23 protein-coding genes are annotated in these 26,491 nt (G+C 58.3%); 6 read left to right on the plus strand and 17 right to left on the minus strand.

The window, feature by feature from the left end; genetic code table 11:
- Position 1: 1 nt before the first annotated feature.
- The 7 genes from hscA to trmJ form a co-directional block, all read right to left on the minus strand.
- A complete protein-coding gene (gene hscA, locus MFP24_RS20625) occupies positions 2–1,852 on the minus strand; it encodes a Fe-S protein assembly chaperone HscA (protein ID WP_249232139.1) in 1,851 nt (616 codons plus the stop codon).
- A 67-nt stretch (positions 1,853–1,919) separates the two neighbouring features.
- On the minus strand, positions 1,920–2,438 hold the full coding sequence (gene hscB, locus MFP24_RS20630) for a co-chaperone HscB (protein WP_249232140.1): 519 nt from the start codon (positions 2,436–2,438) through the stop codon (positions 1,920–1,922).
- A 99-nt stretch (positions 2,439–2,537) separates the two neighbouring features.
- Positions 2,538–2,861 (minus strand): iron-sulfur cluster assembly protein IscA, encoded by a 324-nt coding sequence (gene iscA, locus MFP24_RS20635; RefSeq protein WP_136164860.1) that lies wholly within the window; start codon positions 2,859–2,861, stop codon positions 2,538–2,540.
- Between the two features lie 112 nt (positions 2,862–2,973).
- Entirely contained in the window at positions 2,974–3,360 is a 387-nt protein-coding gene (gene iscU, locus MFP24_RS20640; protein WP_249232141.1) for a Fe-S cluster assembly scaffold IscU, read from the minus strand.
- 24 nt (positions 3,361–3,384) lie between these two features.
- Positions 3,385–4,599: an IscS subfamily cysteine desulfurase gene (locus MFP24_RS20645; RefSeq protein WP_249232142.1), complete on the minus strand. Its 1,215-nt coding sequence runs from the start codon at positions 4,597–4,599 to the stop codon at positions 3,385–3,387.
- A 77-nt stretch (positions 4,600–4,676) separates the two neighbouring features.
- On the minus strand, positions 4,677–5,177 hold the full coding sequence (iscR, locus tag MFP24_RS20650) for a Fe-S cluster assembly transcriptional regulator IscR (protein WP_249232143.1): 501 nt from the start codon (positions 5,175–5,177) through the stop codon (positions 4,677–4,679).
- A gap of 119 nt (positions 5,178–5,296) precedes the next feature.
- Positions 5,297–6,022, minus strand: coding sequence for a tRNA (cytosine(32)/uridine(32)-2'-O)-methyltransferase TrmJ (gene trmJ / locus MFP24_RS20655; RefSeq protein WP_249232144.1), 726 nt, complete (start codon positions 6,020–6,022; stop codon positions 5,297–5,299).
- Positions 6,023–6,141: 119 nt separating this feature from the next.
- On the opposite strand from trmJ, the gene suhB reads away from it, so the two are divergent.
- From suhB to MFP24_RS20675, 4 genes are all read left to right on the plus strand, one after another.
- On the plus strand, positions 6,142–6,945 hold the full coding sequence (gene suhB, locus MFP24_RS20660) for an inositol-1-monophosphatase (RefSeq protein WP_249232145.1): 804 nt from the start codon (positions 6,142–6,144) through the stop codon (positions 6,943–6,945).
- A gap of 170 nt (positions 6,946–7,115) precedes the next feature.
- On the plus strand, positions 7,116–8,249 hold the full coding sequence (locus tag MFP24_RS20665) for an ABC transporter substrate-binding protein (RefSeq protein ID WP_249232146.1): 1,134 nt from the start codon (positions 7,116–7,118) through the stop codon (positions 8,247–8,249).
- Positions 8,250–8,255: 6 nt separating this feature from the next.
- Positions 8,256–9,371 (plus strand): FecCD family ABC transporter permease, encoded by a 1,116-nt coding sequence (locus MFP24_RS20670; RefSeq protein ID WP_249232147.1) that lies wholly within the window; start codon positions 8,256–8,258, stop codon positions 9,369–9,371.
- Entirely contained in the window at positions 9,368–10,168 is an 801-nt protein-coding gene (locus MFP24_RS20675; protein WP_249232148.1) for an ABC transporter ATP-binding protein, read from the plus strand. Before MFP24_RS20670 ends, MFP24_RS20675 begins: the two co-directional genes overlap by 4 nt.
- Positions 10,169–10,215: 47 nt before the next feature.
- Here MFP24_RS20675 and MFP24_RS20680 read toward each other — a convergent pair whose 3' ends face one another.
- From MFP24_RS20680 to glyA, 5 genes are all read right to left on the minus strand, one after another.
- The gene (locus MFP24_RS20680) at positions 10,216–11,343 is read right to left on the minus strand and encodes an ABC transporter substrate-binding protein (protein WP_249232149.1); all 1,128 of its coding nucleotides are present in this window, start codon (positions 11,341–11,343) and stop codon (positions 10,216–10,218) included.
- A 118-nt stretch (positions 11,344–11,461) separates the two neighbouring features.
- Entirely contained in the window at positions 11,462–12,520 is a 1,059-nt protein-coding gene (locus MFP24_RS20685) for a nickel/cobalt transporter (RefSeq protein ID WP_249232150.1), read from the minus strand.
- Positions 12,511–13,167, minus strand: a complete 657-nt coding sequence (locus MFP24_RS20690) for a DUF1007 family protein (protein WP_407062035.1) — start codon at positions 13,165–13,167, stop codon at positions 12,511–12,513. Before MFP24_RS20690 ends, MFP24_RS20685 begins: the two co-directional genes overlap by 10 nt.
- Positions 13,168–13,174: 7 nt before the next feature.
- Positions 13,175–14,332: a 3-phenylpropionate MFS transporter gene (locus tag MFP24_RS20695; RefSeq protein WP_249232151.1), complete on the minus strand. Its 1,158-nt coding sequence runs from the start codon at positions 14,330–14,332 to the stop codon at positions 13,175–13,177.
- 175 nt (positions 14,333–14,507) lie between these two features.
- The gene (glyA, locus tag MFP24_RS20700; RefSeq protein WP_249232152.1) at positions 14,508–15,761 is read right to left on the minus strand and encodes a serine hydroxymethyltransferase; all 1,254 of its coding nucleotides are present in this window, start codon (positions 15,759–15,761) and stop codon (positions 14,508–14,510) included.
- A gap of 389 nt (positions 15,762–16,150) precedes the next feature.
- Here glyA and paeY point away from each other — a divergent pair, with 389 nt between their 5' ends.
- Positions 16,151–17,827 carry a pectin acetylesterase PaeY gene (gene paeY, locus MFP24_RS20705; protein WP_249232153.1) on the plus strand — a complete coding sequence of 559 codons (1,677 nt, stop codon included), beginning with the start codon at positions 16,151–16,153 and terminating at the stop codon, positions 17,825–17,827.
- Positions 17,828–17,896: 69 nt separating this feature from the next.
- Here the strand turns inward: paeY and glnB are convergent, their stop codons facing one another.
- The 4 genes from glnB to MFP24_RS20725 form a co-directional block, all read right to left on the minus strand.
- On the minus strand, positions 17,897–18,235 hold the full coding sequence (gene glnB, locus MFP24_RS20710; RefSeq protein WP_009111867.1) for a nitrogen regulatory protein P-II: 339 nt from the start codon (positions 18,233–18,235) through the stop codon (positions 17,897–17,899).
- A gap of 88 nt (positions 18,236–18,323) precedes the next feature.
- Complete coding sequence (gene glrR, locus MFP24_RS20715) at positions 18,324–19,661, minus strand: two-component system response regulator GlrR (RefSeq protein ID WP_249232154.1); 1,338 nt, start codon at positions 19,659–19,661, stop codon at positions 18,324–18,326.
- On the minus strand, positions 19,658–20,503 hold the full coding sequence (qseG, locus tag MFP24_RS20720; protein ID WP_249232155.1) for a two-component system QseEF-associated lipoprotein QseG: 846 nt from the start codon (positions 20,501–20,503) through the stop codon (positions 19,658–19,660). Before qseG ends, glrR begins: the two co-directional genes overlap by 4 nt.
- A 3-nt stretch (positions 20,504–20,506) precedes the next feature.
- Complete coding sequence (locus MFP24_RS20725; RefSeq protein WP_249232156.1) at positions 20,507–21,943, minus strand: sensor histidine kinase; 1,437 nt, start codon at positions 21,941–21,943, stop codon at positions 20,507–20,509.
- A 208-nt stretch (positions 21,944–22,151) separates the two neighbouring features.
- Between MFP24_RS20725 and MFP24_RS20730 the strand changes: the two genes are divergently transcribed.
- A complete protein-coding gene (locus tag MFP24_RS20730; protein ID WP_249232157.1) occupies positions 22,152–22,295 on the plus strand; it encodes a hypothetical protein in 144 nt (47 codons plus the stop codon).
- Positions 22,296–22,602: 307 nt separating this feature from the next.
- Here the strand turns inward: MFP24_RS20730 and purL are convergent, their stop codons facing one another.
- The gene (gene purL / locus MFP24_RS20735; protein WP_249232158.1) at positions 22,603–26,487 is read right to left on the minus strand and encodes a phosphoribosylformylglycinamidine synthase; all 3,885 of its coding nucleotides are present in this window, start codon (positions 26,485–26,487) and stop codon (positions 22,603–22,605) included.
- Positions 26,488–26,491 lie beyond the last annotated feature (4 nt).

A 26,491-nucleotide genomic window follows, 5' to 3' on the forward strand; every position in this document is an offset into this window, starting at 1 on the left:
TTTAAACCTCGTCCACAGAATAGCCCGCCAGCGCACGACGAATGGAGGCGTCCATCCGCCGGGCGGCGAACGCCTGGGTTTGTTGATCTACTGTTTTAATGGCTGTTTCGATCGCCGACGCGTCCGTGCCCACCATCGCCTGGCGCAGTTGCTCGGCGGCCGCGTCGATGGCGGCTTTTTCATCGTCGGTGAGTAAATCGGCGTCGGAGGCCAGCGCGCCGTGCAGGCTTTCCAGCACCCGGGCGGCGTCGACCTGCTGTTCCGCCAGCATCCGCGCGCCCACGTCGTCCTGCGCGTTCTGCATGGCGTCTTTAATCATGGCGGCGATTTCGGTGTCGTTCAGCCCGTACGAGGGTTTGACCTGAATAGAGGCTTCCACGCCCGTCGATTTCTCCATCGCCGTCACGCTTAACAAGCCGTCGGCATCCACCTGAAAGGTGACGCGAATATGGGCGCCGCCCGCGGGCAGCGACGGCAGGCCGCGCAGCGTAAAGCGGCCGAGGGAACGGCAATCCTGCACCAGTTCCCGTTCCCCTTGCAAAACGTGGATCATCATCCCGCTCTGGCCGTCCTTAAAGGTGGTGAACTCCTGCGCCCGGGCGACCGGGATGGTGGTGTTGCGCGGAATGATTTTCTCCACCAGCCCGCCCATGGTTTCCAGCCCCAGCGACAGCGGAATAACGTCCAGCAGCAGCATTTCGCTGTCCGGTTTGTTGCCCACCAGAATATCCGCCTGAATCGCCGCGCCAATCGCCACCACTTTATCCGGATCGATGGAGGTCAGCGGGGTGCGGCCAAAGAACTCGCCCACCTGTTCGCGCACCAGCGGCACGCGGGTGGAGCCGCCGACCATCACCACTTCCCGCACCTCATCCGGCGTAATCCCGGCGTCTTTCAGGGTGCGGCGGCACGACAGCAGCGTGCGTTTGACCAGCGCGGCAATCAACGCATTGAATTGGGTTCGGGCGATCTCGCCCCGCCAGCCCGCCACCTCGATCGTGGTCGACTCTGCGCAGCTTAATGCGATCTTGGCGCGGATCGCCGCCTCTCTCAGGGCATGCTGCAAATGGTGATCGTCGCGCGCGGTGATGCCGGCCTGCTCGCGCAGCCACTCCACCAGCAGATTATCGAAATCATCGCCGCCCAGCGCCGAATCGCCGCCGGTGGCCAGCACTTCGAATACGCCGCGGCTCAGGCGCAGAATAGAAATATCAAAGGTGCCGCCGCCCAGATCGTAAACGGCGATCGTCCCTTCTTTACCGGAGTCCAGTCCGTAGGCGATGGCCGCCGCCGTCGGCTCGTTGAGCAGACGCAGCACGTGTAGCCCGGCCAAACGCGCGGCGTCTTTGGTGCCCTGGCGCTGGGCGTCGTCAAAATAGGCGGGAACGGTGATCACCACGCCATCCGGCTCGCCGCCCAACGCCTCCTGCGCCCGCTGCGCCAGGGCGGAGAGGATATCCGCCGACACCTGAACCGGATTTTTTTCTCCGGTCGGCGTCCGGATCAACGGCAGGCCGTTATCGCTGACGCCGTATTGATAGGGTAAATGGGGATAGCGCTGCCGCACGTCGGCCAGCGAGCGCCCCATCATCCGTTTTATCGAACCGACGGTATTGGCCGGGTCGTCAGCCCCCTTTTCACGGGCTTGCCAGCCCACCTCATGCCCCGCGGCGTGATAGTGGACCACGGAGGGCAGCAGATCGCGGCCTTTATCGTCGGCCAGGGTTTGCGCTTCGCCGCTTCGCACGGTGGCGACCAGGGAATGGGTGGTGCCTAAATCGATGCCGACGGCCAGACGGCGCTGGTGCGGCGCCGCGCTGAGACCGGGCTCACTGATTTGTAATAAGGCCATATTGAGCTTCCATCAATTGGCTGGCGGGAAAATAGATGCACGGTGCGTTCCCCGCCGGATTAAAAACTTATCTATCCAGCAACTGTTCTTCGAGTTGTTCAACCTGTTGCCGGAGCTTGTCGAAAAAACGCAGCTTACGCACGGTATCCGCCGCATCAGCCCAGGATTCGCTATCCAGCTGATTGCGCATTTGTCCGCTGCGCTCAGCCAGCATCGACTGCAAGCGCCCGGCAAACTCAGCCAGCGCCGCTTCGGCATCGGAACGGCGCGCAATGGCGTCCAGCTCTTCGCGTAATTCGAGCTGCTCCATCAGAAAAGCGGTGTCGCGCAGCGTATGCTGCTCGTTGCTTAAATCGAAACCGTGCAAAGATAGCATATACTCCGCGCGTTTCAGCGGATGTTTCAACGCCTGATAGGCGTTATTGATCGTTGCCGCCTGCTGCAATGCCAGCATACGCTCCCTTTCCGGGGCGGCGGCAAAACGATCGGGGTGAAACTGCCGTTGCAGTTCCTGAAAACGGGAAACAAGCAGGCTGCCATCCACATCATAGCGAATCGGCAGCCCGAACAAGGTAAAGTAATCCATAGCGCGCTCTAAGGGTTGTGGGTCATTGCCGTTACTTGCCGCTGTATCTCCCGGCCGGCGGCCGAAAGATACAGGGAGTGCTCGCTAACCCGCTAGCGGTCAGACGTTAAAACTTTCGCCGCAACCGCACTCGCCGGTGACGTTAGGGTTATTGAACTTAAAGCCTTCGTTCAGCCCTTCCCTGACGAAATCCAGTTCGGTGCCGTCGAGATAGACCAGGCTTTTGCCATCGATAATGACCTTGACGCCTTTATCCTCGAAAACCACATCGTCGGCATTTACGTCATCGACAAATTCCAGCACATACGCCATACCGGAACACCCGGATGTCCGCACCCCAAGGCGCAGGCCAAGGCCCTTACCCCGGTTGGCCATAAAGGCGTTCACTCGCGCCGCAGCGCTGTCGCTCAGAGAAATCGACATATAACCACCTCGGAATCTTTAAGTAATACCGCTCAGTCAAGTCCGGCGCCATATGACCGGCGCTTCATACGAGAAGCTGCCCTGGCGCCATCGTGCTTACTTGCCGGTATAATTACTTCGCTTCACGCTTGCTCTTGTAGTCGGCGATAGCGGCCTTGATGGCGTCTTCCGCCAGAATGGAGCAGTGAATTTTCACCGGCGGCAGCTCAAGTTCTTCGGCAATCTGGGTATTTTTAATCGCTTCCGCTTCGTTAAGCGATTTGCCCTTCACCCACTCGGTTACCAGTGAGCTGGATGCAATGGCGGAACCGCAGCCATACGTCTTGAAACGGGCATCTTCGATAATGCCGTCATTGTTGACCTTGATCTGCAACTTCATCACGTCGCCGCAGGCCGGCGCGCCCACCATCCCGCTGCCGATGTTCGGGTCGGCGTTATCAAACGATCCTACATTGCGTGGATTTTCGTAGTGATCAATTACTTTTTCGCTGTATGCCATCGTCGTCGTCTCCCGTCCTGCGAATTAATGATGCGCCCATTCGATGCTGCTGATATCCACGCCCTGCTGGTACATTTCCCACAGCGGGGAAAGTTCGCGCAGGCGGCCGATGGATTTACGCACCAGCTCAATGGCGTAGTCGATCTCCTCTTCCGTGGTAAAACGCCCCAGGGAGAAGCGGATCGAACTGTGCGCCAGCTCATCGTTCATGCCCAGCGCACGTAATACGTAGGAGGGTTCCAGACTGGCCGAGGTACAGGCGGAGCCGGACGAAACGGCCAGATCCTTGAGCGCCATAATCAGCGATTCGCCTTCGACATAGTTGAAGCTGACGTTGAGAATATTCGGCGCGCCATGCTCAATGTCGCCATTCAGATAGACTTCCTCGATATCATTGATACCGTGCCACAGACGATCGCGCAGCGTGCGCAGGCGCGCCGCCTCGGCGACCATCTCTTCCCTGGCGATACGGTAGGCTTCGCCCATGCCGACGATTTGATGAACGGGCAAGGTGCCGGAACGCATACCGCGTTCATGGCCGCCGCCGTGCATCTGCGCCTCGATGCGAATACGGGGTTTACGGCGCACGTACAGCGCGCCGATGCCTTTCGGTCCATAAATTTTATGGCCGGAGAAAGACATCAGATCCACTTTTAACTGGCCCAGATCGATAGGCAGTTTGCCCACGCTCTGGGTGGCGTCGACGTGGAACAGGATGCCGCGGCTGCGGCATATTTCGCCGATGGCGGCAATATCCTGCACCACGCCGATCTCGTTATTCACGTGCATGATGGAAACCAGAATGGTGTCGTCACGCATGGCGGCTTGCAGCTCCTGCAGGTCGATAATGCCGTTGCTCTGCGGCGCCAGATAGGTAACGTCAAACCCTTCGCGCTCTAGCTGGCGACAGGTGTCGAGCACCGCTTTATGTTCCGTTTTGCTGGTGATAATGTGCTTACCTTTCTTCTGATAGAAGTTGGCGGCGCCTTTAACGGCCAGGTTGTCCGCTTCCGTGGCGCCGGAGGTAAACACAATCTCTCGCGGGTCCGCGCCCACCAGTTCAGCAATTTGATTACGGGCGATATCGACGGCTTCCTCCGCCTGCCAGCCAAAACGGTGGGAGCGGGAAGCCGGGTTGCCAAAAGTACCGTCCAGGGTTAAAAACTGCATCATTTTTTCAGCCACGCGCGGATCAACCGGCGTGGTGGCTGAATAGTCCAGATAAATCGGTAACTTCATTGCTCATAAACTCCGTACATCACTTCAAAACGTGCAAAGCGTCTTGTTTTTATTGGGAATATATGTTGTTAAAAATATCAGGCGCGCAAATTGACGTTGACGTTAATGGTGTCCTGTACGCGTCCGTTGGCGGCGCGGCGCGTATCGCCTTCCTGACGCTCCGCAACGTCCAGCACTTCTTTATTATTCACCAGCTCATCCAAGGTGATATTGTTCAAAAAGTCGGTGATGCGGTCGCTCAGATCGCGCCACAGCGTGTGCGTCAGGCAACGCTCGCCGCCCTGGCAGGTTTCGCGACCCTGGCAGCGCGTCGCGTCCACGGATTCGTCTACGGCGGAGATCACCGCGCCCACGGCGATATCTTTGGCGTGTTTACCCAGCAGATAACCGCCTCCCGGACCGCGAACGCTGGCAACCAGCTCATTTTTACGCAGGCGTGAGAACAGCTGTTCCAGGTAGGAGAGCGAAATCCCCTGACGCTCCGAGATATCGGCAAGCGGAACCGGGCCTTCCTTGGAGTGCAGAGCCACATCGAGCATGGCGGTAACGGCATAACGGCCTTTAGATGTCAGTCTCATGATAGTGGTACCTGTAAATAAAACATGTATTATTGGAACATGTATTGGCTGAACGTAGCCTGAGTCTGACATTCCCGACTGTTCTAGTCAACTATTTAACCTAGTAAATTACTCAAGTATTATTCGTGGTTATTTTTCTGCACCGAACTCAGTATGCCGCGCAGAATATTCAGCTCCTGACTCTCCGGCCGGGCGCGGGTAAACAGCCGGCGTAGCTTATTCATCACCTGCCCTTGATGCGCCTGCCGGATAAAGCCCGTTTGCAGCAGCGTCTGTTCAAGGTGCTGATAAAAACGTTCCAGGTCGTCCGCCAGCGGGTAAGGCGTTTCGCCGTGCTCTTCCCGGCCCGCCTGCAAACGGTCCAAATGGGCGACGCGAACTTCATAGGCCAGGATCTGCACCGCCATCGCCAGATTCAATGAGCTATACTCCGGGTTCGCCGGAATAGCAACATGGTAGTGGCACTTCTGCAGCTCATCGTTGGTCAGGCCGACGCGTTCCCGGCCGAACACCAGAGCGACCGGCGCGTGCTCCGCTTCCCGGGCGCTGCGCACCCCGCACTCCCGCGGCTCCAGCATCGGCCAGGGCAAGGTGCGTGAACGCGCGCTGGTTCCCACCACCAGACCGCAGCCCTCAAGGGCCTGATCCAGACTGTCTGCCAGCACGGCGTTGCCAATTACATCGCTGGCGCCGGCGGCTAGGGCAATCGCCTGCGAGTCGGGTTTTACCAGCGGATTAACCAGATAGAGCTGACTCAACCCCATGGTTTTCATCGCTCTGGCGACCGACCCCATATTGCCGGTGTGGGACGTTTCAACCAGAACAATGCGAATATTGTGTAACATGCGGACTCTGTAATGCGAGGAGGAAATCGCAGCATTCTAACACAATCTTAGATATTTTCCTTTTCCCCTGCTATAATGCGCCCCGCTTTCTGTTCTTTAACATTCCAGTGGACGATACCATGCACCCGATGCTCAACATCGCTATACGCGCTGCGCGTAAAGGCGGTAATTTAATTGCTAAAAATTACGAAACTCCCGACGCCGTAGAAGCCAGTCAAAAAGGCAATAATGATTTTGTCACCAACGTTGACCGGGATGCCGAGCGTCTGATCGTTGAAGTGATCCGCAAGTCTTACCCGCAACACACCATCATCGGTGAAGAGTGCGGCGAGCTGACGGGGGAAGATCAGGGGGTGCAATGGGTTATCGATCCGCTGGATGGCACCACCAACTTTATCAAACGCCTGCCGCACTTCGCGGTCTCCATCGCGGTGCGCATCAAAGGCCGCACCGAAGTCGCCGTAGTTTACGATCCCATGCGCAACGAACTGTTTACCGCCACCCGCGGCCAGGGCGCGCAGTTGAACGGTTACCGGCTGCGTACCAGCAATGCCCGCGATCTGGACGGCACGGTGCTGGCGACCGGTTTCCCGTTCAAAGCCAAACAGCACGCCAAAAGCTATATCAACATCCTCGAAGCGCTGTTTACCCAATGCGCGGATTTCCGCCGCACCGGTTCCGCCGCGCTGGATCTGGCCTACGTCGCCGCCGGCCGCGTTGACGGCTTTTTTGAGATCGGCCTGAAACCATGGGACTTCGCCGGCGGCGAACTGCTGGTGCGCGAAGCGGGCGGCATCGTCACCGACTTCGTCGGCGGGCACAACTATCTTGCTTCCGGCAACCTGATTGCGGGTAATCCGCGCGTGGTGAAATCCATTCTGGCGACGACCCGCGATAGCCTTAGCGATGCGTTAAAACGCTGATACCCTTCGCAACAATTTGTAACAACGCCATGCCAGCCCAGTGCTGGCATGCTTTTTTTAATTATTCCAGCCCGTTGCGCGCTTCCATCCGCAGAGTAATTCTATGACTATACGATAATAGTTATTAGAATCATTTTTCTTCAAAAATGGAAAATACCAGGATCAGGACAATGCTCAAGAAAACGCTATTTGGTCTTTTGCTGACCGCATCGCTAACCGCTCCCTTTGCCGGCCACGCCACGCAATATCCGCTCACCGTTACGGATATCGACGGGCAGGAAATCGAAATCAAACAGGAACCGCAGCGCATCGTGCTGCAGGACGGCCGCGACATCATGGCTCTGGCCCTGCTCGACAGGGAGAATCCGTTTCAACGCCTGGTCGCCTGGAATAACCTGCCGAAAAGATCGGATGCCGCCACCTGGGCGCTGATGACGAAAAAATGGCCGCAGGCCGCCGAAATCCTGGATATGGGCTTTGGCGACAAGGGCGAAATTGAACTGGAGAGCGTGCTGTCGAAACGGCCGGATCTGGTAATCGCGCAGCTGCGCGCCAAACCGACGTTAGCGGACAATGGCATTATCAATAAGCTGAAAGCGCTGAATATCCCGCTGGTGTTCGTCGACTATGAGGTCAACCCGGTGCGGAATACCGCCCCCAGCATCGACCTGCTGGGTAAAGTGTTGAACAAGGAAGAGAACGCCAAAGCCTATACCGACTTTTATCGCCAGCACCTTGCCGATATCCAGAAACAGACCGCTTCGCTGCCGACCAAGGCAAACGTGTTTGTCGAAGCCTGGGCCGGGCGCTCGGATTCCTGCTGCTTTAGCCATGCCCACAACGGCTGGGGCGGACTGGTGGAAGCCGTCGGGGCGCGTAATATCGGCTCTGAATTACTGCCGGGGGCCAACGGCTACGTTTCATTGGAAAAACTCATCAGCATGAAACCGGACGCCTACATCATGACCGGCGCCAAGCGGGGTAAAGCCAACGCCAGCGGCGTGAATCCGCTGCCGTTCGGCCTGGGCGCCGATGAGAAAAGCATTGATGCGCAGGCAACTATATTGTTAAACCGTACCGGGGTCAGCCAGATTCCGGCCGTGCAGCAAAAAAAGACCTACGGCATCTACCATCAGTTTTATAACAATCCGTTCAATATCATCGGCATGGAATACCTGGCAAAAGCCATCTATCCGCAGAGGTTTTCTACGCTGGATCCGGATGAAAACTACCGCTACGTTGTGCGTAATTTCACCGGCCTGCCCGAAAGCGAGTTTATCTTTTTCTGGAAACCGGCTAAGTAACCCTTTATGAGCGTAACAACCGATCCCAAAATTACCGGCGCGTCCGACGTAGCGGGAAAGTCTATTTTAGGAAACCAGAGTTCCGAAAATGATGTCGCGCATCGCTATCAGCATATTGTGCGCCGCCGGATGAGCGCCATCGCGCTGCTGGTTGCGGCGATCGTCGGCTCGCTGCTGCTGGATTTCACCATGGGCCCCGCGGGGCTGACGCTGGACGTGTTATGGCAAACGCTGACCCACCCTGAACTGGCCGACGCCGGCACCCGGGTGATCGTCTGGGAGATTCGCCTGCCTTATGCCCTGATGGCGATTATCGTCGGGCTGTCGCTCGGTCTGGCGGGCGCGGAGATGCAAACCATCCTCAATAACCCGCTGGCCAGCCCCTTTACGCTGGGCGTGTCGTCCGCCGCGGCGTTCGGCGCGGCGCTCGCCATCGTGCTGGGGATCGGGATTCCCGGCATACCGGCGCAGTGGTTTATTTCCGCCAACGCCTTTTTCTTCGCCCTGCTGGCCGTGCTGCTGCTGGACGGCATCACGCGCTGGACCCAGGTGGCCACCTCCGGCGTGGTGCTGTTCGGCATTGCGCTGGTGTTTACCTTTAACGCGCTGGTTTCCATGCTGCAATTCATCGCCAATGAAGACACGCTGCAAGGGCTGGTGTTCTGGACCATGGGCAGTCTGGCGCGAGCATCCTGGGAAAAGCTGGGGATTTTGCTGCTGGTGCTGCTGGCCGTGATGCCGCTGTCGCTGATGAGCGCCTGGAAACTCACCGCATTGCGGCTGGGGGAAGATCGCGCCGTCAGCTTCGGGATTAACGTGCGGCGTCTGCGTCTGGCGACCCTGCTGCGCATCAGCATTCTGTCGGCCATCTCGGTGGCCTTCGTCGGTCCGATCGGTTTTATCGGCCTGGTGGCGCCTCACATCGCCCGCATGATATTCGGCGAGGATCACCGCTTCTACCTCCCCGCCAGCGCGCTTATCGGCGCACTGGTGCTTTCACTGGCTTCCGTGGCCTCGAAGAATCTGATCCCCGGCGTGATTATTCCCGTCGGGATCGTTACCTCGCTGGTCGGCGTGCCTTTCTTCCTGAGCATTATTCTGCGCCACAGGGGGAACGTATGAGCCAGCCGATATCTTCGGGATTACGCATCGCGCATTTTCGGGCGGGCTACCCTAAACGCCAGGTGATTGACGATCTGTCCGTCCCCTTGCTGTCGCGCGGAAAAATCACCGTGCTGCTCGGGCCGAACGGCAGCGGTAAATCCACGCTGCTGCGCGCCATGGCCGGGCTGGGAGCCTGCGAGGGCGAACTGTGGCTGGACGAGAGCAACCTGATGCAGCTGTCGTTCGCCAAGCGGGCGGAAAAAGTGGTTTACCTGCCGCAGTCCCTGCCGGCCGGCGTACACCTGCACGTGCTGGAATCCATTATCGTCGCCCAGCGCGCCTCCGGCGGCCTGCACGGCGCCAACAGTCAGTCCGAAGTGATGGCGCTGCTGAAGCAGCTGGGCATCGAGCATCTGGCGTTAAGCTACCTCGACCAGCTTTCCGGCGGGCAAAAGCAGCTGGTCGGGCTGGCGCAGTCGTTAATTCGCCAACCCTCGCTGCTGCTGCTGGATGAACCCCTCAGCGCGCTGGATCTGAACTATCAGTTCCACGTGATGGATCTGGTGCGCCGGGAAACGCGTAAACGGGGCATTATCACCGTGGTGGTGGTGCACGATATCAATATCGCCCTGCGTCACGGCGATCACGTACTGATGCTGCAAAACGGCAACCTGATTGCCAATGGCGCCCCCGCCGAGGTGATCAGCCCGGAAAGCCTGGCCGCGGTCTATGGCGTGAAAGGGCGAATCGAACGCTGTTCGCAAGGCATTCCGCAGGTGATTATCGACGGGTTGGTCAGCGAACCGAGCAGTTAGTCAGGCAGGCGCTGACGGCAAACCGCCGTCGGCGCGCTTTTCGTCAATCAGGATTTTGCCGGCAGCGTCACCCAGTAACCGGGCTGATACGGCAGCGGCAGAAACTTCTCATGGAAGGTGCGGAAGGTGGCGTCCGGATCGATATCTTTAAACAGCTCCGGATGCAGCCATTTGGCGATGGCCTGAATGGCGACGAACTGATACGGGCTATCGTAGAACTGATGCCAGATGGCATGCGCATTTCCGTTGGTCGCCACAGGCAGCGTTTTAAATGCAGCGCGTTCCATCAGCTTTTGCAGACGTTGCAGCGCAGCCTGGCGATCGGCGCCGGGGCCGACGCCTACCCAGCCGTTCGCCGTATTGTAGTTTTTCCAGTTCGCGCCGGTCACAATCACCACATCCGGCCGCGCGCTGATAATCTGCTCCGGATTGAGCGACCCAAAGGTACCGGGGATCAGGTTCTTGGCGATGTTCTCGCCGCCGGCCACCTCCACCATGCGGCCAAAGTTTTCGTTGCCGAACGACATGCAGCATTCGTCTTCATAGCCCCCCGCGCGATCGATCATCACCTTCGGACGCGGACCCTGATAATTTTTCAGCCGCTCGGTAACGATATCAATCTGCTGACGGCGGAACTGGATAATCTCCTCGGCGCGCTGCGGTTTGCCCAGCAGTTGCCCCATGATATGAATACTTTTTTCGGCATTCTCAAACGGCTTTTCGCGGAAATCGATAAACACCACCGGGATGCCCAGCGAAGCGAGTTTATCAATCAGCTTCCCTTCGTCCGTCGCGGCCTTCGACTCCAGGTTCATCAGCACCAGATCGGGCTTTAACGTCAGCGCCTGCTCGACGTTAAAGGTGCCGTCTTTCGCTCCGCCGAAGGTGGGCAGTTTTTTAATCGCCGGGTATTTATTTTCATAGGCCAGATAGCCGTCATAATCCGCTTTCGGCAAATCGTCGCGCCAGCCCACCACGCGCTGGAACGGCGCTTCGGTATCAAAGGCGGCCAGCAGGTAAATTTGCCGCCCCTCGCCTAAAATAATCCGTTGAACCGTGGATTTAATTTCAACCTTTCTGCCGCTGACGTCTTCAATCACGATCGGCGCGGCGCTAACCGCAAAAACGGCGCCTAAGCTCAATATGGCGACCAGCGAGCACAGCCACTTTTTCATTTATTCCCTTCTCCGGCCAAGACTACAAATGATAATCATTATCGACGAAGCGGGATAATATAATGCTGATGTTAAAACAGGCAATGCGTTTTTATATAATTGTTAACAATAGATAACATCATCCGGCAAAGGGGCGGAGCCCGCCCATCATCGCCGGCTGCGCGCTCAGATAGAGCAAAACGCCGCTGCCCAGCAGAATAACCCCGCCCGCCAACGACAATAGCGACCAGGCGGCGCGCTGCCAGACGGACGACGTTCCGTTGCCGCCCAGGCGTTCCACCAGCCGGCGACAATAAAAGACCAGCATCGCCAGCGCGGAAATGGTCAGCGCCGTTCCCAGCGCCATCACCAGCGCCGCGGCGATCCCCCAGAGGAATACGCCAATCACCTTGGAAAACAGCAATACCAGTATCGCCCCGGAGCAGGGCCGCATGCCCATCGCCAGTACGATCATCAGCCGGGTGCGCCAGTGGCCGTCCCGGCTGAGTTCCTCATTGCTGGGAAGATGCCGGTGCCCGCATCCGCAATCGGCATGGTGTTGATGATCGGGCGCAGATACCGCGCCCAAAGGACGAATGCGGCGATCGTCCGCCGGGTCAAGCGGGGTCAGGCGCAGAATGGTCGCCGGTTTAGGCCGGCGGAACAGCGTGAAATACAACCGCCTGGCCGCCCGAAAGCAGAGCAGCGCGCCCAGCCCGGCCACCAGGATAAAGCTCCCTTTCTCCAGCCAGAAACTGCTGCTGTGCAGCGTGCGGCTTGAAAGCTGCAATATTCCCAACACCACGGAGACCAGCAGCACCGCCATGAGTCCTTGCACCAGCGAAGCGGCGAAGGTCAGGCGCAGGCTGCTTTTCAGTTTGGAGGGATGGGTCGCCAGATAGGTCATGATGACCACCTTGCCGTGTCCTGGTCCGACGGCGTGCAGCACGCCGTACGCCAGGCTGAACGCCATCAGGCCGATCCCCGCCTGATGCGGCCGGTCTGCCACCATCTGCAAGAGTTGCGACATCTGCTGGTGCAGCGATTTTTGCCACACCGCGCTTTGCAGCACGATTTGCGGCCAGTAGCCAATCACCTCGCGCAGCGCCAGCGCGAGCAGCAGGAAAAACAGCCACAGCGGCCACAGCTTTAACAGGGATCGACGCCGCTGCGGCGGCTCACTCACATTTACTGACATTGTAACGTCACCTGCTGGGCAAATTGCTTACCGAGTTCCATATCTTCTCCCGGCGAGTCATTTTTATCCAGAGAGAGCGCGTAGGACTGTAAATCCGCGCTGGGCGTCGGCGTCACCAGCGTGGTTTTGCAGCGGGAGGCCAGCGCGGGCGCCAGCCTGACGGCGCTTTCATCCGGGTAAGACATATCGACGAAATAGGTGGGATCGTAGGTGGCAATCAACAGCGGTTTCCCCGCCAGCGGCTGGGGATGCGCCAGCGGCAGGACGAACTCCAGCACCGCCTGATTGCCCTGGCGGGAAAGGTGGTATTCGCTCGGCATCGGCGCATATTTCACCGACTGGTTAGCGCGGTAGATTTCGGTGAAGTAGTGCTGTCCCAGCACGTTGGCCATCACCTCCGCCGCCAGTTTTTTCCACACTGCCGAGTCTTTCGCCGCATTGCCCGCATCGTAAAGCAGGTCCGCCGAGGTAATGGGATCCATGGTCCAGCGCATCCGCAGGCCGGTAATTCGTTCGTTTTGACTCTCAACCGTGGTTTGCATCTCGATAAAGCTATGCGGATGGGCCAACGCCGGCGGGCCGCCGAGAACCATAACGGCCGTCAACAGGCTTAGGCGCCAGCGCATTAACAGGTTATGCAACAACATCTACTCCTCATGCCTCTCTGGTTGCCCGCCCGCTGACGGAAGGACGCACAAACAGCGCCGGAACCGCCAGCAGCGCCATCACCCAAAAGGTTCCGTTCGGCGAATGCTCGAACAGGAAGCCGGAAACCACGGTCATCAGCGCGATGCTCCCGCCCATTCCCAGCGCTGAATAGACCGCCTGCAACCGTAATACGTCGCCGCCGCTGCGCGCGGCGATAAAGCGCATCGCCGCCAGATGGCACACGGTAAAGGTGCCGCAGTGCAATATCTGTATCACAATCAGCCACGGCAGCGCCACCGTCGCCCCCATCATCCCCCAGCGCACCACGCCGCACGCCGCGGAGAGCAGTAATAAATCTCTGGCGCTCCAGCGCCGGAACAGGCGCTGGCTAAAGGTGAAAATGACAATTTCCGCCACCACGCCCAACGACCACAGATAGCCAATAATCGATGCGGAATAACCGGCATCCTGCCAGTAAATCACGCTGAAACCATAGTATGCCGCATGCGCCCCTTGCAATAGGGACACGCACAGCAAGAAACGCCATACCGGAGGTTCGCGAAACAGGACTTTCCAGGGCGTGACGATCGCCGATTGCGTTGCAGATGCGGCCGCTTCCGGCATCACGCTGGGGCGAAACAACATGCCAAGAAACATGGCCACCATCCCGGCGCTCAGGACCGCCAGAATCGCCGGATGCCCCCAGACGGACACCAGCTCGCCGGTAACGGCGGAACCGATGACAAAAGCAATCGATCCCCAGACCCGCACCTTGCCATAATCCATGACGATCTGCCGTTGCCAGATGGCGGCCAGCGCATCCGTCAGCGGCACCAGCGGGGCAAAAAACAGGTTAAAGCCGATCATCACCAACAGCAGCCATAGCCAGGCATTGCCTAACCAGAAGCCGACGGATAGCCCCAGCGTCAGCAACCCCAGCATCCGCAAAGCCAGTATCAGTTTCGACGGATCTTTCACGCTGGGCGTAATCACCAGACTGCCGACGCAACGGGCGACCAAACCGGCCCCCAGCAGCACGCCGATGGATTCGGCGGAAAGCCCCTCGCCTTTTAACCACCCGCCCCAGAACGGCAGGAAAATGCCATAACAAAAAAAGTAAGTGAAATAGCTTAGCGCCAGCCAACGCGTTGAATGCAGAACCATGACTCCCCCTCATTGGTTGGCTACTCTGTCAGAGAGCGGACGCCGGCGCAATGCGTTATTCACCATAAAAGGCGCTAAGCGGGGATCGAGCTAAAGATTAAAAAAAACGCCGGCGCAAAGGCTGGCGTCTTGACCTACGGCCCCGGAAGCAATATCCGGGGCGATGGCGTTGCTATCAGGCGTAAACCGGGAAACGGGCGCAGATATCCAGCACTTTCTGCTTGGTGCGCTCGATGGTGGCTTCGTCGTTGATATTGTCCAGCACGTCGCAGATCCAGCCCGCCAGTTCGCGCACTTCCGCTTCCTTAAATCCGCGACGCGTCGCCGCCGGCGTACCGATGCGCACGCCGGAAGTGACGAACGGACTCTTGGGATCGTTCGGCACGCTGTTTTTATTCACGGTGATATTGGCGCGACCCAGCGCGGCATCGGCATCTTTACCGGTGATATCCTTGCTGACCAGATCCAGCAGCAGCAGGTGGTTGCTGGTGCCGCCGGAAACCACGTTATAGCCGCGCGCCAGAAACACCTCGACCATGGCTTTGGCGTTTTTGGCCACCTGCTGTTGATAAACCTTGAATTCAGGCTCCATCGCTTCTTTCAGCGCCACCGCTTTACCGGCGATAACGTGCATCAGCGGGCCGCCCTGGCCGCCGGGGAATACCGCGGAGTTCAGCTTCTTATACAGATCTTCGTCGCCGCCTTTCGCCAGGATCAGACCGCCGCGGGGGCCGGCCAGCGTTTTATGGGTGGTGGTGGTGACGATGTGCGCGTGCGGAATCGGCGTCGGGTAAACGTCCGCCGCCACCAGACCGGCGACGTGCGCCATATCGACGAACAGATACGCGCCGATGCTGTCGGCGATTTCACGCATTTTCGCCCAGTCGACAATGCCGGAATAGGCGGAGAAACCGCCGACGATCATTTTCGGCTTATGGGTGCGCGCCAGTTCCGCCATCTCGTCGTAATCGATCTTGCCGCTTTCATCGATACCGTAAGGAATGACGTTGTAAAGTTTACCGGACAGGTTGACCGGGGAACCGTGAGTCAGGTGGCCGCCGTGCGCCAGATTCATGCCCAATATGGTATCGCCCGGCTGCAACAGCGCGGTGTAGACGGCAAAGTTGGCCTGCGAGCCGGAGTGCGGCTGTACGTTGGCGTAATCGGCGCCGAACAGCGCCTTGGCGCGATCGATAGCCAGTTGCTCAACCACGTCCACATATTCGCAACCGCCGTAATAGCGCTTGCCGGGATAGCCTTCGGCATATTTATTGGTCAGCTGAGAACCCTGAGCCTGCATGACGCGTGGGCTGGTATAGTTTTCCGACGCAATCAGTTCGATATGCTCTTCCTGACGCACCACTTCCTGCTCCATTGCTTGCCACAGTTCGGCATCATAATCGGCAATGTTCATTTCACGCTTTAACATCCGCATCTCCTGACTCAGCTAACTTACAATATACTGGAAAACGATCACCCTTTTGGGTACTGGCCTATAGTGTAAACCGTTTCTCCCATTTGAAGATAGGCTTTGACAGAGGTTTTTACGCAAACGATTAGCTGCAGGCGGCGCAAGGGCTGCAGCGATTTAATCCTTCTGGCGGGAAACGGAATTTTCTTCATCTCCATGCTGTTTTTTCTTCATGTGGACATAATCCATTTTAGCCATCCCGCTTGCCAAAATTAGGTGCATAATACCCCCCTTTATTCTTGCTACAAACTTGCCCCCATAAAAGGAAGCGCCAACTTCATCCGACAACCAGTGGCAGCAGCAAAGAAATATTTTTTCGAGTATCGCAACAAGGAATAGGGCTAATCATGTTAAAACGTTTTTCCGGTGGTATGACTTTCGCTATTATGACTTCCGCTCTGCTGTTTTCCGCCCCCTGGGCGCCGTCCCATGCCAAATCATCCGCCGCCGCGCATAACGCCACGCCACCACGCGCCATCGAAATCATGCCCGCCATCAAACTGGGGGAAAACACCACCCTGACGGGCAGCGTGACGCACCGCGAAATCCACCTGCCCGCCACCATTATTATTCGGGATCAGCAGGGCCAGCGCCGGCAAACCCGCACCGACGACGCCGGGAAATACCATATTGACGTTGCAGGATTATCGTCGCCGCTGCGCCTGTTGGCCATCGAGTCCGGCGGCACCAACTGCCAGCTCAGCAATATTCCCCGCGCCATTTGCCTCAACGCCCTGGCCCCGACTCTTCAATCCGGCGACGATAATATCGTCAATATCAACCCGCTGACCGACCGTATCGTTTCCGACGTCGCCGTCGCCGCCGGCTATATCGGCCCGCAACAGCTGGGGGACGACCCCGCGTCGCCCAGGCTTAACGCCGTCGCCTGGAAAAAGGCCTACGCCGCGTTTCATGCCGGCTTTAATTCGGCGCTGAAACAGGCGGGCATCGCCGCGCCGGCGCATTTCGATCCCCTGACCTATCCCGCCGCGCAGCAGGATGCCGTCAACAATATTATTCAGGTGATTAACCATAACCGTAGCTATGACAACGATACCGGCTACTCAGGGCATACGGTGCTGACCGACAGCGGGTTTCGTCCGATTGTCGGACTGAGCGGTCAGGGCGGGTATGAGCCGCTGGACTATCGCTTTGCCCGCCAGAATCTGGAGGCGACGCAAAAAGCCCGGACGCGGATTTTCCTGGTGGGGGACTCCACCGCCGCCAGCTACGAAAAGGCGCGCCTGCCGCGCATGGGCTGGGGACAGGTTTTCGAACAGCAGTTCCGTAAAGGCGGCGGAGTGAAAGTCGTTAACGGCGCGCGCGCCGGCCGCGGTTCGCGGGACTATTTCTATGCCGGCTGGTTTCGCCAGATGCAGCCGTTGATGAAAGCGGGAGACTTTCTCTTTATTCAGATGGGACACAACGATCAGAACTGTAACAGCGCCAGACCGGTGCGGGGCGCCGCCGACGTCGCCAATCTGTGTACCTACCCCAATAACGCCGCGGGTGAACGCCAATCCCCGCCGGGTAAATCCGACATGTCGTTCCAGACATCGCTGGAGCGCTACGTGAATCTTGCCCGCCAGCATCAGTTAATCCCGGTATTGCTGACGCCGACCACCCGCGTCCGCACCGCCGACGGCAAAGACGGCACTCCCGCGGTACAGGGCCACTTTACCACGCAGAACGCGCAGGGTGGCTACGCGTTCGTCGGCGACTACAGCCGGACAATCAAAGAAACGGCCGCGGCCGATAAGGTGATTGTGCTGGATATCGAGTCCGCCACCATCGAGCTGGCCAACAAGGGCAATCGCAATCACTGGAAGCAATACTGGATGGCGGTCGATCCCGCGCGCTATCCCTTCTACCGCAATCAGAGCGGCAGCCTGAGCAAACCGGATACCACCCACTTTCAGAAAAAAGGGGCCATTGCCATGTCGGGGATCGTCGCGGATGCCATTCGCCAGACGCCGGAATTAAAAACGCTGGCGGATAAACTGGGCGACGGTCATAAATCGTAGGCGGATCCCCGCCTACGGACGCGGGGATGACGGTGATAGTATTCGCGGGGACGACCGGCGAGAATAACGTCAGATGGCCTCTTCGTCTTCTTCGCCGGTGCGGATACGCACCACGCGGGCCACGTCAAAGACAAAGATTTTACCGTCGCCGATTTTACCGGTCTGGGCGGTCCGCATAATGGTTTCCACGCAGGTATCGACGATATCATCCGCCACCACGATCTCGACTTTTACCTTGGGCAAAAAATCGACCATATACTCGGCGCCGCGATAAAGCTCAGTGTGGCCTTTCTGCCGGCCGAACCCTTTCACTTCCGTTACCGTCATCCCGGTGATACCCACCTCAGCTAACGCTTCACGCACATCGTCCAGTTTGAACGGCTTGATAATCGCATCAATTTTTTTCATCAAAGAACCTTTACCTATGTTGTTGCGGCCAAAGCCGGGCATCAGCGAACAAAAAGATTGCCGGAGCCAAATTTACAATCCATTAACCCTATTCTTTAAAATCGTTGGCGTCCAATTCATGACGCCCCAACAGCTTATAAAACTCAGTCCGGTTACGCCCCGCCATACGTGCGGCCTGCGTGACGTTGCCTTTGGCAATCTGCAACAGTTTGCGCAGGTAGTTCAGTTCGAACTGATGCCGCGCCTCGACGAACGTCGGCAGCGCGGTGTTTTCACCTTCCAGCGCCTGCTCAACCAGCGCCTCGCTGATAACCGGCGCGCTGGTCAGCGCCACGCACTGTTCAATCACGTTAACCAGTTGCCGTACGTTACCCGGCCAGCTTGCCGTCATCAACCGTTTCATGGCGTCCGTCGAGAAAGCGCGCACAAAAGGCTTATGTCTTGCGGCCGACTCGCGCAGCAGATGGGTCGCCAATAGCGGAATATCTTCCGCCCGCTCGTGCAGCGCGGGCAGCTTCATATTCACCACGTTCAGGCGATAATAAAGATCTTCGCGGAACTCGCCTTTTTCCATCGCCTTGGGTAAATCACGATGGGTGGCGGAAATGATCCGCACATCGATATCCAGATCGCGATTGCTGCCCAGCGGACGCACCTTGCGCTCCTGCAACACCCGCAACAGCTTGACCTGCAACGACAGCGGCATATCGCCGATTTCATCCAAAAACAGCGTACCGCCTTCCGCCGCCTGAAACAGCCCTTCCCGGCTGCTGACCGCGCCGGTAAAAGCCCCTCTCGCATGGCCGAACAGTTCGGACTCCAGTAAAGGCTCAGGCAACGCGCCGCAGTTGATGGCGATAAAGGCTTTTTTCGCCCGCGGGCTGGCGGCATGAATCGCCTGGGCCAACACCTCTTTTCCCGTACCGCTCTGACCGTGAATCAACACGCTGACGTCCGACTGGGCGACCATCCTGGCCTGCTCCAGCAGGCGCAGCATCAACGGACTGCGGGTAACGATGGCTTCACGCCAGCGTTCATCGCCGGCCGGAGCGGACAAGGCCATCGCCTCGTCGATCGCTTTGTACAACGCATCGCGATCGACCGGTTTGGTCAGGAAACTGAATACCCCCTGCTGGGTCGCCGCCACCGCGTCGGGAATAGAGCCGTGCGCGGTAAGAATAATGACCGGCATGCCGGGCTGATAGCGCTGGATTTCCGAAAAAAGCGCCATACCGTCCATTTCATCCATGCGCAGATCGCTAATCACCAGATCGAAGTGCTCTCTGGTCAGCAGACGCAGGGCTTCCTGACCGCTTTCCGCCGTCGTCACGCTGAAACCTTCGCTGGTCAGACGCATCCCCAACAGCTTTAGCAGACTGGGATCGTCGTCCACCAGCAGCAAATTTGCCGCTCTCCGGGCTGTCATTGGTTTTTCGGCTCCTCGGTCGTCGATTTATCCGCATCCGATTCGGCGGGCGGCGCGTAGGTGTCGTCCGCTTTTACCGCGTCCGAACCCGATTCGCCCCGCGCGCCGTCACGCTCCGCCGCCGGGTTGCGGCGATCGGCGTCGCTCTCGGGCAGTTCGCCCGAGAGCTGTTTACGCGACGAAAGCTGACGTTCAATGTCCGTCAGGTTTTCCAGTTTTTTCCGGGTTGTCTCAAGCTGATATTGCAGATGGTTTTGCTGGATGCGCAGGGTGTCCAGCTGTTTATCGCTGGATTCCTGCAACCGCTTATAGCGCAGGCGCTCATCGGATAACGCCAGAAACAGCGTTTGCCTGTCGCGCCAGGTCTGTATCAACGGGCGTAATGCGGCGGGAAAGGCGAGACGATGTACATTGATTTGCTCCAGCATCTGGCGTCTTTCCGCCTGCGTGATGCCGGCATTATCCAGCAAAATACCCCGCTTGAAGGCGTTATCCCAGCTGTCTGTCTCCAGCCGCTGCGCTTCTTCGCGCGCCTGGTATTGGGGCAGGCGTCCGGCGCAATCCATCGCCCGCAGCCAGTAAAGCGCATTATTCATCGCTTCGCGGTCATCCACCCGCCAGAGATACCCGCACTGCGCAATACGATAGTCGGTTACCTGCTCTTTCGGGGGTGAATTTTCCGTATCCTGCGACGATACGTAGCTGCTCACATTACTGATGCATCCGGCCAATACGGCTACCGGCAATAACATCACCACGGCCTTTAACACACGGCTAACGGATACATCCAATACGGCGGGCAGGATGCGCCGCGGGAAAGGACGGGCGAACCATTCATTCATTATCTATTCATTCTCAGAAGTTAATGGCAATTCAATACGAAAACAGACATCGGCATAGTCAACGGTTATCAGGCTTAGCTCGCCGCGCATACGGCGAATACAATCCCGGGCGATACTCAGCCCCAGTCCGCTGCCTTTTACCGCGCCTTTGCGCTGATGGCTGCCCTGATAAAAAGGCTCGAAAATCATACCATGCTCCGCATCCGGAATCGGCGTACCGCTATTGGCGACGTCAATCTGCACCCGATTGCCGGTAAGACGGCTGCGGATCCAAATGTTACCGGATTCCTCACCATAGTGCACCGCATTGGAATAGAGATTATCGATGACGCGCATCAACAGCGTGGTTTCCGCCCAACAGCGCTCCGCCGCCAGTTCAATAGCGGTATGCATCATTTTCGTCCGGGCGGGCAGGCTGTGGGACGACACCACGATATCGACGATTTCCTCGATTTCGACCCGCTCCAGCTCCGTCGGCGCATCCGCCAGTTTACGATTATAGTCCAGCAGTTGGTCTATCAGCTGCAGCAGATGCCGGCTGCTGTCGTCCAGAATGGATACCACTTCTTTCTGATCCGCCGTCAGCGGGCCGGCCACTTCATCCGCCAGCAGTTCGGTGCCTTCGCGCAGGCTCGCCAGGGGCGTTTTCAGCTCATGGGAAATATGCCGGAGAAATTCATGCCGCTGTGATTCCAGCCAGGAAAGCCGCTCGCTCAGCCAGATAATGCGCTGCGCCAGGGAACGAATTTCACGCGGCCCCTTAAAGGTGCTGGTATTGCCCAAAGATCGCCCTTCTCCCAGACGATTGATCATCCGCTCCACCCCATTTACCGGGCCGATGATCATCCGGGTAAACAGCACCACCAGCAACAGGCTGACCAGAAACAGCAGCAGTGACTGCCAGCCAAAAAACCGGCCGCGCTCGGCTATCGCCTGTTGCAGTTGCTGACCGCGGGAAAACACCACTTCCCGGGTTATCTGGACCATCTGTCCGTTGGCGCGGGAGAAGTTTTCCAGCAGTTCGGAGGCTTCGCGGCCGGGTCCGCTGTTGTGGCAGCTTAACTGCGCAAGCTGGGTTAAATACTGGCGCAGGGTTTGATAATAACGCGGCTCCGGCAGAACGGAGGCGTGGGAATCCAGCATCTGGGAATACTGATTGCGCTGATTTTGGTAGAGCGTCGCCAGCGTCTGGTCATCCAGCACGCAGTATTGGCGGTAGCTGCGCTCCATGGCCAGGGCGACGCTGGTCATCGCCTCGCTGCGCCGGGCATCGGTCAGCGTGGTGCGGTTAATCTCCGCCGCCTGTTCGCTGAGGGTGTTCAGGCTTTGATACGCCTGATAAGCCAGCACCAATAAAGGCAGCAGCACCAGCAGAAAAGCCATGATTACTAACTGTCGCAGGGAACGCGGAAATAAACGCCATCGTTTCAAGGAAATCATCTCATTACCTATCGGTTCGCTCTGATGCTAACTGAATCCGCCAAAAACGTCAGAAACGTTTTTAAACGTTGCGTAGCAACGACAAGGTGAACAAGGGTGATCATCAACGGGAGAGGAAAGCGGACTGGACTTGCATTACGCGGCCGGAAAAATAACGTCTTCCGGCCGCGTAACTGAATAGGCGGTGCCTCACTCAACGTGTCGCCCGATGTTTGATAAAGTCAGCTTACGCGTACTGTTATCGATCTGGTGGACGATAGGCACCCTTTCTTTTGGCGTCATTCCGGATGTTATGAGCGAATTTATCTGCAATCAGCAGCGCAATCATAACCAGTTGAATGAGCAACGGTGATTATTATGCACTTATCATGCCAATATTCAATAACCAATTTAACACAATGATTTATATTCAGTTTTTTTAACAACACCTTAGCCAATCGCTCTTCCGGCCGCCGATAACGGCGCGAAAACCCGCTTTATGTCGTCAAAAACAGACGTTTTTCCGGTTATGTGATGCACATCATATAAATCAATCAGTTAAATGTCGCCAATCAGAGACGGTTAAATTTGCCTTTGTCGCAAAAACGCGACACAGGGGTTATTGCACTGTTTGTCATCCACGCAAGGGACCGAAAGTCCCTTGCGTGTGCTAAGCGTGATTACCCCAACTGCCGGCGCGCATTGCGGAACATACGCAGCCACGGGCCGTCTTCACCCCACTCTTCCGGGTGCCAGGAGTTGCTGACGCTGCGGAATACGCGCTCGGGATGCGGCATCATCACCGTGGCCCGACCGCTGGCGCTGGTCACGGCGGTAATGCCGTTGGGCGAACCATTGGGGTTAGCCGGGTAATTCTCCGTCGCCTGGCCGTAGTGATTCACATAGCGCAACGCCACCAGATTATGCTGCTCAAGCGCCGCCAGATGCGCCGCATCGCGCACTTCAACCTGACCTTCGCCATGGGAAACCGCGATGGGCATCCGCGAGCCCGCCATGTCGTTCATAAACAACGATGGGCTCTTCTCCACTTCAACCAGACTAAAGCGGGCCTCAAAACGGTCCGATTTATTGCGCACAAAACGCGGCCACAGATCGGCGCCCGGAATCAGCTCGCGCAGATTCGACATCATCTGACAGCCGTTGCACACCCCAAGCGCCAGCGTCAGCGGGCGCTGGAAGAACGCGGCAAACTCATCGCGCACCTTGGCGTTGAACAGAATGGATTTCGCCCAGCCCTCGCCGGCGCCCAGCACATCGCCGTAGGAGAAGCCGCCGCAGGCCACCAGCGCCTGAAAATCCTGCAGATCCCGGCGTCCCGCCAGCAGGTCGCTCATATGGATGTCGACGGCGTCAAAACCGGCGCGGTGGAAGGCCGCCGCCATTTCGATATGGGAGTTAACCCCCTGCTCGCGCAGCACCGCCACTTTCGGACGGGCCTGCCGGGCAATATAGGGCGCGGCGATATCTTCCTGCGGATCAAACGTCAGCGCCACGTTCAGGCCCGGATCGTTGTCATCCTGCTTGGCGATATGCTCCTGATCGGCGCACTGCGGGTTATCGCGCAGACGCTGCATTTGCCAGGTGGTTTCAGCCCACCAGCGACGCAGCGTGGTCCGGCTCTCATGGTAAACCACCTCGTCGCCGCGGGTAATGATAAAACGGCCGCCCTCTTCGGCGCGGCCAAGATAGTGAACGCAGTCCGCCAGACCATGGCGGGCAAACACGCTTTCCACTTCGGCCTGACGGGAAGCGGCAACCTGAATAACCGCCCCCAGTTCCTCGTTGAACAGCGTCGCCAGCGCATCGCCTCCCTGCGCGGCGATATCGACGTTCACGCCGCAGTGGCCGGCAAACGCCATCTCCGCCAGCGTTACCAGCAGTCCGCCGTCGGAGCGATCGTGATAGGCCAGCAGGGCTTTTTCCGCCACCAGCTGTTGTATGGCGTTAAAGAAAGCGGCCAGTTGATGCGCATTGCGCACGTCCGCGGTATCGCTCCCCAACTGGCGGTAAACCTGCGCCAGCGCGGTGGCGCCCAGCGCCTGATGCCCGGCGCCCAGGTCGATCAGCAATAGCGCGTTATCCTGCTCGGCGCGCAACTGCGGCGTCACCGTGCCGCGAACATCCTCCACCCTAGCAAAAGCGGAAATCACCAGCGACAGCGGCGAGGTGATGGCGCGTTCTTCCTCCCCTTCCTGCCAGCGGGTTTTCATCGACATGGAGTCTTTGCCCACCGGAATGGTCAGCCCCAGCGCCGGGCAGAGCTCTTCGCCGATGGCTTTTACCGCATCGTAAAGCCCGGCGTCTTCGCCCGGATGACCGGCCGCCGCCATCCAGTTGGCGGATAGTTTAACCCGGGTCAACGGGCCGATATGGGTCGCGGCGATATTGGTCAACGCCTCGCCCACCGCCAGGCGGGCGGAGGCGGCGAAATCCAGCAGCGCCACCGGCGCGCGTTCGCCGATAGACATGGCTTCGCCGTAGTAGCCGTCCAGGCTGGCGGTGGTGACCGCGCAGTCCGCCACCGGCACCTGCCACGGGCCGACCATCTGGTCGCGCGCCACCATGCCGGTGACCGAGCGGTCGCCAATGGTAATCAGAAAGGTTTTTTCCGCCACCACCGGCAAGTGCAGCACGCGCTCCACCGCTTCCGCCAGATAAATGCCGTCCCGCTGTAACGGCGTGCCCGCCGCCTGCCTGCGCTCGACGTCGCGCAGCATTTTCGGCGTTTTACCCAGTAATACGTCCAGCGGCAGATCGATCGGCTGATTGTTGAAGTGACGGTCGTTCAGCGTCAGATGCAGTTCTTCCGTCGCCTCGCCGATCACCGCGTAAGGCGCGCGCTCGCGGCGGCAGATTTCGTCAAACCGCGCTAGTTGCTCCGGCGCGACGGCCAGCACATAACGCTCCTGCGACTCATTGCACCACACTTCCAGCGGGCTCATGCCCGGTTCGTCGTTCAGAATATCGCGCAGTTCAAAACGCCCGCCGCGGCCGCCGTCGCTGACCAGTTCCGGCATGGCGTTGGATAGGCCGCCCGCGCCCACGTCATGAATAAACAGGATCGGATTCTCCTCGCCCAACTGCCAGCAGCGGTCGATCACTTCCTGGCAGCGGCGCTCCATTTCCGGGTTATCGCGCTGCACCGAGGCGAAATCCAGGTCGGCGTCGGACTGGCCGGAGGCCATTGACGACGCCGCCCCGCCCCCCAGGCCGATATTCATCGACGGACCGCCCAGCACGATCAGCTTGGCGCCGACGCTGATTTCGCCTTTTTGCACATGGTCGGCGCGGATATTGCCAAGACCGCCGGCCAGCATGATGGGCTTGTGGTAACCGCGCAGTTCGGTGCCGTTATGGCTGTCCACCCGCTCTTCATAGGTGCGGAAATAGCCGGTCAGCGCGGGACGGCCGAATTCATTGTTAAACGCCGCGCCGCCCAGCGGGCCGTCGGTCATGATATCCAGCGCGCTGACGATGCGATCGGGTTTGCCGAAGTCCTCTTCCCACGGCTGTTCAAAACCGGGGATGCGCAGGTTCGATACCGAGAATCCGACCAGGCCCGCCTTGGGTTTGGAACCGCGTCCGGTTGCGCCTTCATCGCGAATTTCGCCGCCGGAACCGGTTGCCGCCCCCGGCCAGGGTGAAATCGCCGTCGGGTGGTTGTGGGTTTCCACTTTCATCAGGATATGCGCCTCTTCCTGATGGTAATCATAATTGCCCTGGGCATCGGCGTAGAAACGCCCGACGGCGGAGCCTTCCATCACCGCCGCGTTATCCTTATAGGCGGATAACACGTGCTGCGGCGTGTGGCTAAAGGTGTTTTTAATCATCTTGAACAGCGATTTCGGCTGTGCCTCGCCGTCGATCACCCAGTCGGCGTTGAAAATTTTATGCCGGCAATGCTCGGAGTTCGCCTGGGCGAACATATACAGCTCGATATCCGTCGGGTTGCGGCCCAGCCTGGTAAACGCATCCAGCAGGTAATCGATCTCATCTTCCGCCAGCGCCAGCCCCAGGCGGACGTTCGCTTCTTCCAGCGCCTGACGGCCCTGTAACAGGATCTCGACGCGTTTTAACGGCGCGGGCTGGTGATGAGAGAAAAGTTTTTCAGCCTGCCGCATCTCATCGAAAACGCTTTCCATCATGCGATCGTGCAGCAACGCCCCCAGTTGCCGCCACTGTTCATCGTTCAGCGTCGGCGCATGAATGTAGAAGGCCAGACCGCGCTCCAGACGCAAAACCTTATTCAGCCCGCAGTTATGCGCAATATCGGTGGCTTTGGAAGACCACGGCGAAATGGTGCCGGGACGAGGAGTCACCAGCAGCAGACGGCCCTGCGGTTCGTGTTCGGCGAGAGACGGACCATATTTCAGCAAACGCGTCAGTTTGGCCTGTTCATCGTTGTTCAGCGGCGCGCTGACATCGGCGAAATGCACGTATTCGGCATAAATATCGCTGATCGGCAAAAGGTGCTCTTTGCAGCGGACAAGCAGTTTATTAATACGAAAAGCCGACAAAGCAGGTGAACCACGCAGTATTTCCATAATC

This window comes from Brenneria tiliae (assembly GCF_023347575.1).
GTDB classification, from domain to species: domain Bacteria; phylum Pseudomonadota; class Gammaproteobacteria; order Enterobacterales; family Enterobacteriaceae; genus Brenneria; species Brenneria corticis.

Excerpts from the sequence above, each read along its gene's own strand:
- hscA (WP_249232139.1), bottom strand. The coding sequence starts at position 1,852 with ATGGCCTTATTACAAATCAGTGAGCCCGGTCTCAGCGCGGCGCCGCAC.
- hscB (WP_249232140.1), bottom strand. The coding sequence starts at position 2,438 with ATGGATTACTTTACCTTGTTCGGGCTGCCGATTCGCTATGATGTGGAT.
- iscA (WP_136164860.1), bottom strand. The coding sequence starts at position 2,861 with ATGTCGATTTCTCTGAGCGACAGCGCTGCGGCGCGAGTGAACGCCTTT.
- iscU (WP_249232141.1), bottom strand. The coding sequence starts at position 3,360 with ATGGCATACAGCGAAAAAGTAATTGATCACTACGAAAATCCACGCAAT.
- MFP24_RS20645 (WP_249232142.1), bottom strand. The coding sequence starts at position 4,599 with ATGAAGTTACCGATTTATCTGGACTATTCAGCCACCACGCCGGTTGAT.
- iscR (WP_249232143.1), bottom strand. The coding sequence starts at position 5,177 with ATGAGACTGACATCTAAAGGCCGTTATGCCGTTACCGCCATGCTCGAT.
- trmJ (WP_249232144.1), bottom strand. The coding sequence starts at position 6,022 with ATGTTACACAATATTCGCATTGTTCTGGTTGAAACGTCCCACACCGGC.
- suhB (WP_249232145.1), top strand. The coding sequence starts at position 6,142 with ATGCACCCGATGCTCAACATCGCTATACGCGCTGCGCGTAAAGGCGGT.
- MFP24_RS20665 (WP_249232146.1), top strand. The coding sequence starts at position 7,116 with ATGCTCAAGAAAACGCTATTTGGTCTTTTGCTGACCGCATCGCTAACC.
- MFP24_RS20670 (WP_249232147.1), top strand. The coding sequence starts at position 8,256 with ATGAGCGTAACAACCGATCCCAAAATTACCGGCGCGTCCGACGTAGCG.
- MFP24_RS20675 (WP_249232148.1), top strand. The coding sequence starts at position 9,368 with ATGAGCCAGCCGATATCTTCGGGATTACGCATCGCGCATTTTCGGGCG.
- MFP24_RS20680 (WP_249232149.1), bottom strand. The coding sequence starts at position 11,343 with ATGAAAAAGTGGCTGTGCTCGCTGGTCGCCATATTGAGCTTAGGCGCC.
- MFP24_RS20685 (WP_249232150.1), bottom strand. The coding sequence starts at position 12,520 with ATGTCAGTAAATGTGAGTGAGCCGCCGCAGCGGCGTCGATCCCTGTTA.
- MFP24_RS20690 (WP_407062035.1), bottom strand. The coding sequence starts at position 13,167 with ATGTTGTTGCATAACCTGTTAATGCGCTGGCGCCTAAGCCTGTTGACG.
- MFP24_RS20695 (WP_249232151.1), bottom strand. The coding sequence starts at position 14,332 with ATGGTTCTGCATTCAACGCGTTGGCTGGCGCTAAGCTATTTCACTTAC.
- glyA (WP_249232152.1), bottom strand. The coding sequence starts at position 15,761 with ATGTTAAAGCGTGAAATGAACATTGCCGATTATGATGCCGAACTGTGG.
- paeY (WP_249232153.1), top strand. The coding sequence starts at position 16,151 with ATGTTAAAACGTTTTTCCGGTGGTATGACTTTCGCTATTATGACTTCC.
- glnB (WP_009111867.1), bottom strand. The coding sequence starts at position 18,235 with ATGAAAAAAATTGATGCGATTATCAAGCCGTTCAAACTGGACGATGTG.
- glrR (WP_249232154.1), bottom strand. The coding sequence starts at position 19,661 with ATGACAGCCCGGAGAGCGGCAAATTTGCTGCTGGTGGACGACGATCCC.
- qseG (WP_249232155.1), bottom strand. The coding sequence starts at position 20,503 with ATGAATGAATGGTTCGCCCGTCCTTTCCCGCGGCGCATCCTGCCCGCC.
- MFP24_RS20725 (WP_249232156.1), bottom strand. The coding sequence starts at position 21,943 with ATGATTTCCTTGAAACGATGGCGTTTATTTCCGCGTTCCCTGCGACAG.
- MFP24_RS20730 (WP_249232157.1), top strand. The coding sequence starts at position 22,152 with ATGTTTGATAAAGTCAGCTTACGCGTACTGTTATCGATCTGGTGGACG.
- purL (WP_249232158.1), bottom strand. The coding sequence starts at position 26,487 with ATGGAAATACTGCGTGGTTCACCTGCTTTGTCGGCTTTTCGTATTAAT.